The sequence below is a fragment of the Dokdonella sp. genome, assembly GCF_035703485.1.
GTDB lineage: Bacteria > Pseudomonadota > Gammaproteobacteria > Xanthomonadales > Rhodanobacteraceae > Dokdonella.
Genome location: NZ_DASSYD010000070.1, coordinates 21,394 through 29,061, shown reverse-complemented (window position 1 = coordinate 29,061; position 7,668 = coordinate 21,394). Strand labels below are relative to the sequence as shown.

The 7,668-nt window shown below is 60.7% G+C and carries 4 protein-coding genes; 2 read left to right on the top strand and 2 right to left on the bottom strand.

The window, feature by feature from the left end:
- Positions 1-15: 15 nt before the first annotated feature.
- The gene (locus VFN25_RS05335) at positions 16-1,857 is read right to left on the bottom strand and encodes an LTA synthase family protein (protein WP_325139593.1); all 1,842 of its coding nucleotides are present in this window, start codon (positions 1,855-1,857) and stop codon (positions 16-18) included.
- Between the two features lie 340 nt (positions 1,858-2,197).
- On the opposite strand from VFN25_RS05335, the gene glnE reads away from it, so the two are divergent.
- Positions 2,198-5,059, top strand: a complete 2,862-nt coding sequence (gene glnE, locus VFN25_RS05330; RefSeq protein WP_325139591.1) for a bifunctional [glutamate--ammonia ligase]-adenylyl-L-tyrosine phosphorylase/[glutamate--ammonia-ligase] adenylyltransferase — start codon at positions 2,198-2,200, stop codon at positions 5,057-5,059.
- 114 nt (positions 5,060-5,173) lie between these two features.
- Complete coding sequence (locus VFN25_RS05325) at positions 5,174-5,710, top strand: flavin reductase family protein (RefSeq protein ID WP_325139589.1); 537 nt, start codon at positions 5,174-5,176, stop codon at positions 5,708-5,710.
- Between the two features lie 16 nt (positions 5,711-5,726).
- Here VFN25_RS05325 and VFN25_RS05320 read toward each other — a convergent pair whose 3' ends face one another.
- Complete coding sequence (locus VFN25_RS05320; protein WP_325139587.1) at positions 5,727-7,604, bottom strand: hypothetical protein; 1,878 nt, start codon at positions 7,602-7,604, stop codon at positions 5,727-5,729.
- Between the last annotated feature and the right edge of the window lie 64 nt (positions 7,605-7,668).

The following is a 7,668-nucleotide window of genomic DNA, read 5'->3' as shown; positions in this document are numbered from 1 at the left end:
GGAGCAATTGCTGGCCTATGGCGCGATGGCGGTTTGCGTGCCGCCTGGCGGATCTCCGAGCACCTGATCAATGAGCGGTTCGAGCTCATTGCGGTAACGCAACTGGCCCAGCGCGCGAAGTTCATCGGGCAAGCGTCCGCTCAATCCCATGACATCGACAGGCAAGGTTTCGCGCAGCGCTGCGAGGGTCGAGAAGTAGCGATCGCCACTGATCCCGGCCGTTTCCAGAAGAATGCTTGGCAACAACCACGAGGTCGTGTTCATCGGACTGTGCTCGGCCAGGTTGCGACGGTTGTCGAGCAACAGCCATGGCACCGGCTGGGTCTTCGGTCCGAGGCCATCGTTGAATCCGATCTGGTGGTAGACCGGAGGCAGTGCCGGCAGATGGTCGCCGTAGAACAACAGCAAGGTGCGGCGCTTGCGCTTGTGCAGAGCTTCGGCGAGACGACCGAGTTCATGATCGGCGTCTTCAAGCAGATACAAATAGTTGCGCATCCAGTACTCGCCACCTTCATCGAGCCCTGGCGGCGTTTGCAGACTGGCCAGGCGCTTGGCATCGAGGCCGGGGCGCCAGTCGAAAGGGCCGTGATTCTCCATGCTGATCGCAAACACCAATTGTGGCGGACCTTCCTTGTCGAGCTGGGCCAGGACATGATCGGTCAACGCAGCATCGCCGGTGAACAAGCCGACGATATCGCTCTTCGAAAACGCCTTTTCATCGATGAAACGATCAAAGCCGATTTCCTCAAACGCCCGATTGCGATTCCAGAAGACTCCGCTGTTTGGATGAATCGCAGTGGTCTGATAACCCTGGCGCGACAAGGTCCGCACAATGCCCGGAATCGGCTGGTCGGCGATTTCGAAATACGGATACTGGACACCGGGAAAAAACTTGAGCGCCAGCCCGGTCAGCACTTCAAACTCGGTGCGGATCGTGCCACCGGCAAATGTCGGCACCTTCATCTCGCCTGAAAGACCACGCTTGCTCAAACGGTGGAAGTTGGGCAGGTAGACATTTTTCGGCGCATCCTTAAGGCGCACCGGGTCAAACAACGACTCACTCTGGATGATGACGATGTCAGGCGCGGTGCCGCTCGGCATGGCCAGCGATGAGGTATTCGGGCTCAAGTGCGTCCGCAACGCCTCGGCGTTGTCACGCAGCAGGGCCAACGCCGCGGCACGATCCGGTCGCAGGTTCTGGCGCTCTGCCAGCTCCCAGTTGTAGAGAACCAGGTTGCCGATCATGCCAGCCCGCTTGGCGCTGTCGACGACCGACCACGGCGCGAAATTCAATCGCTGCGCATTGTAGATCGAGCGCCACGGCGTCCAGCCCTGAACGAGGCCGACGCCGAGCACGATCACTGCACTGGCGACAATCCCGCGCCGCCAGCCACGCATGGCCGGCCACGGTGTTTCGCGAAACAAGCCGATCGTCAGCGCGACCAGGAGCAGACCGATCAGTATCGGCAGCCCGCCGTTTCCGATGTAGTGGGCGAACAGTGGCAGGGTCGAGCTCAGCTCTTGCAGAAAGTGGAAATCACCCGGCAGCAGCGGCATTTCGAGCTGCTGCAACTTGATCGCGTTGGCTGCGTAGCTGCCAACCAGCAGGAGCAAGCCAATCCAGCTTGAGAGCACAACCCGCCGCGTCAATGCACTGAGCAGGATGACAATCAGCACGAACGGCAAAATGTTGATTGCAGCCAGGCCCAGGCGCGAACTGTCCGGTTCCAGCCACGGCCAGCCAATCGCCGGATCCAGCCAACTGGCGCTGATCGCGAAGATCACCATGGCGAGCAGCAACCAGACCACATACGGCAGGTTTCGCTTGAACGCGGTTGTTTCTGGATTCGCAGTCATCGGTTGTCGTTGGATCGCAGGTTGAGCAACTGCGCACTGTCAGGCGACGCGGCTGAGTGAAAGGTGAACACCATTGTCGGCCTGCGCACTTGCCCCCTGACGGCGCACTTGAAGGAGTCGATCCGGCGAAGTAAACCACGCGCGTGGACGCGCAGACTGCCCCCAGCCGCTTCGGCGCGCAAGTGCCAGAACCAGCCGCCACCCGTTCGGCTGAAGCCAGCGAAGGCTATGCGCCTGAAGGCGCTCCTGCGGTTTGCGGCGAAGCTGCACTTCGCTTCTTGCTGTTCCCGGCTTTTCAATCCTGCTGGCCGTGGACGCAGGTCGCTGCCAGAATCCACGTATGCCTATCGTCTCCCGTCCGCCTGCGATCGAAGCCTTGCTCGATCAGAAGGTTTCCCGCCTGGAATCGCGCTGCCGTGAAGCGGGAATTCCGTTCTATGACGATGCCGGTGTAGACCATCATCTCGACCGGGTGCTGCTGGCCAGCGATTACGCATTTGAGAGTTTCGACAACGATCCGCAACTGCTCGGCCCCGACCTAGTTCGTTTGATGAACGATCCACGCCATGCTGATGCACGCGCGTCACCGTTCTCGGGCACCCTTGCCGACGACGAATTCCGTACCGAAATCCGGCGCTTCCGCCGACGCGAGTCGTTGCGCCTGATCTGGCGCGACGTCAACAACATCGACAAGATCGAGACCACCTTGACTGGTGCCAGCGTGCTTGCCGAGGTCTGTCTGGAAGTTGCTCTGCGCCATGCCGAAAACGTACTCGCCGAACGTCATGGCCTGATTCGCACGGAGTCCGGCGAGGTGCAGCGCCTGGTCGTGCTGGCGCTGGGCAAGCTCGGCGGCGGTGAGCTCAATTTTTCCTCGGATGTCGATCTGGTGCTCGCCTATGACGAAGGTGGCATCAGCAGCGACGGGGCGCGGCCGCTCGATGCGGAAGCCTGGTATTCGCGACTCAGCCAGCATTTGATTTCGTTGCTCGCCGACCGGACTCAGGACGGCTACGTCTATCGCGTCGATTTGCGCCTGCGCCCGTTCGGCAATGTCGGCCGCGTCGCCTTGTCGTTCTCGGCGATGGAGCAGTACTACCAGCGCGAAGGTCGTGACTGGGAGCGCTATGCCTGGATCAAGGCGCGACCGGTCGCCGGCGACAAGGCCGCCGGCACCCGCTTGCTGTCGACGTTGCGACCTTTTGTCTTTCGTCGCTATTTTGATTACACCGCGTTTGCCGGGCTGCGCGAGATGAAATCGTTGATCGATGCCGAGGTCGCGCGCAAGGATCTGGCCGGTCATCTCAAGCTCGGGCCCGGTGGTATCCGCGAAATCGAATTCATCGTCCAGCTCGTGCAACTGATCCGCGGCGGCCGCGAGCCGGCCTTGCGCGTCCGCGGATTGCTCTCGGCATTGTCGGTTTGCGAACAACTCGGTTTGATCAACAGCAGCCGCGCCCGGCAGTTGGCGGATGCTTACCGCTTCCTGCGTCGGGTCGAGAACCGCGTGCAGATGTTCGCCGACCAGCAAACCCACGAGCTGCCTGAAGACGAGACCCAGCAGCTACGTATCGCGCTCGCCCTGGGTTATGCCGGACCGACCGAGCTGATTGGCGAACTGGATCGACAGCGCGCGGCCGTCAGCGAAGAATTCAACGCGGTCATGGCGCCTGCCGTGCATGCACGCACTTCTGCCGGTGCTGCCGAGTGGACTGCGTTGTGGCAGCGCTGTACCGAGTCAGGGGTCGATGTCGAGGCCTTCGTCGAGGCTGGCTTCGACCCGGTTGAACCTGTGGTCGCCGCGTTGGAGAGTTTTCTTGGCAGCCCGATCCTGCGAGCAGCCTCGGTGCGCTCGCGCGAACGCATTGACCGGGTCATGCCGGCCCTGTTCGCTGCTGCGATGGAAAGTGCATCGCCCACCGCCTGCCTGGTGCGCCTGATAGGTCTGGTCAACGCGGTTGCCCGGCGCTCGGCCTATCTCGCCTTGCTTGACGAGCAGCCGGCCGCGCTCAAACGCCTGACCGCAGTGTTTGCCGCAAGCGCCCTGCTCGCCGAGCGCGTCATTGCGCATCCCTTGCTGCTTGATGAGTTGTTCGACGAACGCAGTGAAGGTCCGCCACCAGACCGGGATGAAGTCGAGGCCGAAATTCAGCGTCGATTGAGCGTCGTCCACGATCAAGACCTTGAGCGGGAAATCGAGATCGTCCAGGAGCAGCGTCTGTCGGCACATTTTCGTATCGGTCTGGCGTTTCTTGGTGACCGTCTTGATGCAGAACAAACGGCAAGATCACTCGCCGTTGTCGCCGAGGCCGTACTCACGTCGGTGCTGCGCATTGCCGAGCGCGATCTGATCGCCAACCACGGCACCATCGATGACCGCTATGGCGACAGCGCCGGCATGGCCGTGATTGGCTACGGCAGCCTTGGTGGCGCTGAGCTCGGTTTCGGATCAGATCTCGATCTGGTGTTCGTCTATGACGGCAGCCTCGCCGCGCTCGAATCCGACGGCGCGAAACCGCTAGATGGAGCGCGCTACTACGCACGCCTTGCCCAGCGCTTTGTGCACCTGCTGACCATGCTGACGCGCTCGGGTCGGCTTTACGAAATCGACATCCGCTTGCGCCCTGACGGCGGCACCGGCTTGCTCGTGACCAGCCTTGAGGCCTACACCGCGTATCAGCGAGAGCGTGCATGGACCTGGGAACATCAGGCCTTGGTGCGCGCACGCGCGGTCGCTGGCGATGTTGCCCTTGGACGTCGATTCGCCGAAGCGCGCGCACTTGCCCTCGACGCGCGAATCTATGGTGCCGAGTTGCGCAAGAAGATCGTCGACATGCGTACACGCTGGCGCAGGGAGAGCGATCGATCGAATTCGGAAATTCTTGATCTCAAGCAAGGTCTTGGGGCGCTGGTGGATATCGAGTTTCTGGTTCAGGCATTGGTACTCGAACATGCCAGCGAACATACAAGGCTGCTGAGCGTGACCAACAGCATCGATTTGATCGAAATGGCCGCTTCGATGAATTTGCTGGATGCCAGCCAGGCGAACACGCTGCGAGAGGCACACATGTTGCTGCTGGCGCGCTCGCTGGCGACCAAGCTCGATGCGCGCCCACGCATCACGCCGCGCGACGACGTACTCGATCAGGCAACCCGTGGCGTGCTGCGAGTTGCCCGCGAACTGGATTTGGCGTTTGATTGATCACGACAGTAAAGCTTCACAAACCATTCGCGCATTCTTGCTGCATCTCGGACACATGCATACCTGTACAGCGTCGAGGATGTTGAAAGGCAATACGAAATAGACGAGGAATCAATGAAGATGGCTGTTTCGCCGACCCCAGCATTGGACTCGCGCATGTTCCGCAACGTCATGGGACGATTTCCGACCGGGGTCGCGGTAGTCACGTTTCTGCGCGAGGGCGAACCGGCCGGCATTACCGTCAATTCGTTTCTGCCGGTATCGATGGATCCGCCACTGGTACTGGTTTCGCTGCGTAGAGAATCGAGCGCCATTCACCATCTCGATGTCGGTGATCGCTATGCGGTCAATGTCCTTTCCGAGGCGCAGCAGTCTCTTGGTGCACATTTCGCCGGCAGTCCGGTTGCCGGCCTGACTGTCGCCTTCAGTCGTCAACAAGATGTGCCGCTGATTCCGGGCAGCCTTGCGCATATCGTCGCGCGTGTTGTCGATGTGCATGAAGCAGGCGATCACTTTCTCTATATCGCCGCTGTTGAATATCTATGGCAGGGAAATGAGGCGCAACCGCTGATTTTCTATAGCGGTCGCTACAAGCAGTTGCATGCACACGATCCTTCAACGCATTTCGATGATGTGCTGGAGAGCTGGTAGATCCGGCGGCTGCTGATCACTCAGCACAACGGAGGGATTCATCGGGCCGCTCGCTCAGACTGCAGCCATCCGGCGGGCCAAGCTCGCGCCAGTAATCGACCATGCCCTGTCCCTTCGCCCAATCCATGAATCCGGATTCGGCACGCAGAGCCTTGAATGCAGTAAACCAAAGGCTCAACACCAGCGGTTGAGCGGTGGCGCGATCGGCGTGCTCAAGCGCTGTCATCGCCGCATCGTTCATGCCGAAACTGGCCAGAAGAATCGTCCATTCTTCATCCGGACTTTCCGCTACGGCGGCCGACAAAGCTGCACGGGCCTGCTCAAGCTGGCTGTCGTCGATCAGCGCTGGGGCCAGTGAGCGTGCCAGCTCGCGTTGATCGGCCGACATCGTATCGTCATCGTGCAACCAGTCGGCATAGCGTTGCGCAACAATTCCGGCATCGTCATTGGCGTCGAGTGCGAACAGGAACAGAGCGCGACTGGCCGGGCCACGCCAGCCCAACGTATGCGCTTGCTGCAACAATGCCTCGCCGGCCGCACGATCACCACGCAAGGCCGTCGAGATACCCAGCCATCCCGACTGCAAACCACTCAGTGGATCGAGTTGCCGGGCACGCTCGAAGCTCGCGTGGGCCTCGTCAATATGACCGGCCTCGAACAGGCCGAGTCCCTGCCACAACCAGGTATTGGCATTGTTGGGTTCCAGCGTGAGCGCCGTTGCGATCAGTTTGGACTCACGCAGGCGATCGCCAGCGAGCGCGGCAAGGCGCGCACTGACTGCCAACGCACCCGGATGTTCGGGTTGCAAAGCGAGCGCTTTCGCCGCCGCCTCGGCGGATCGCTGCAAGGTATCGATCCCCTTTGGTTCGGGTGCGTAGGAGCGCCAGACGTACCAGACTCCGGCCAGCGTAGCCCAGGCATCGGCGAAGCGCAGATCCTTGTTGATCGCGCGTTCGAGCAATTCGCGCGCAACCGGTAGATTGGCACCGCGCTGGATGAACAACTGGCGTCCGCGCAGATAGGATTCGTAGGCTTCGATATCGCTTGTGGCCGGCACCACGGTTACCGTGCGCTGACCCAGCGACGCGACCAGCGTATCGGCGACGGACTGGGCAATCTCCTGCTGTACGCGAAAAATGTCGGTGAGCTGACGATCGTAGGTCTGCGACCACAAATTGCGACCATCGGAAGCGTCGATCAGTTGCACGCTGATTCGCACCTTGAGGCCCTGTCGACGCACCGAACCTTCAAGCAGATGGGCAACGCCGAGTTTCGCGGCGATTTCTGCTAAGCCTGCGGAAGTATCACGGAATGCGAACGAAGAGCTGCGCGAGGTTACTTTCAGATCAGCAATGCGTCCGAGCACGTTGAGCAATTCCTCGGCAAGCCCGTCGGCGAAATACGCATCTTCCGGATCGGAACTCATATTGGCGAACGGCAAGACCGCAATCGAGCGCGGATCAATCGGCTTGGCCGGCTTCGGTGTCTCGGCAGGCACTTTCATGGCGCCCGCATCCGGTGTCTGAACGGTGTCGCGTTTCACCGCATAGGGCTGGATCACCTGATACAGAATCGCCAGGCTCAACGCGCCCAGCACCATGACCACGCTGGCTTGATCGATGCGTCGCGCGGTGCGTTCACTCTGCGGATTGTTCAGATCATGGCCACGATCGACACGCAAACCCTGCGGCCCCATCTCATAACGCCACGCCATTCCCAGCACCGGAATCAAAAGCACAATCATCAGCAACAGCAGCCAGCGCACCGTCGCAATCGGCATCGCCAGCGCCGGAAACAACAGGTTGGCAATCGCCACCAGCAACCACGACAATGCCAGCCACGCGATGCCCACGCGGAACACGTTGCGGCGCTTGAGTTCGGCGAAAAGGCTCATGGCAGTTCCCTGACAATGACGCGACGTGTTTCGTGCTGCTCCCTGTTGGACAGGGTCATGCCTC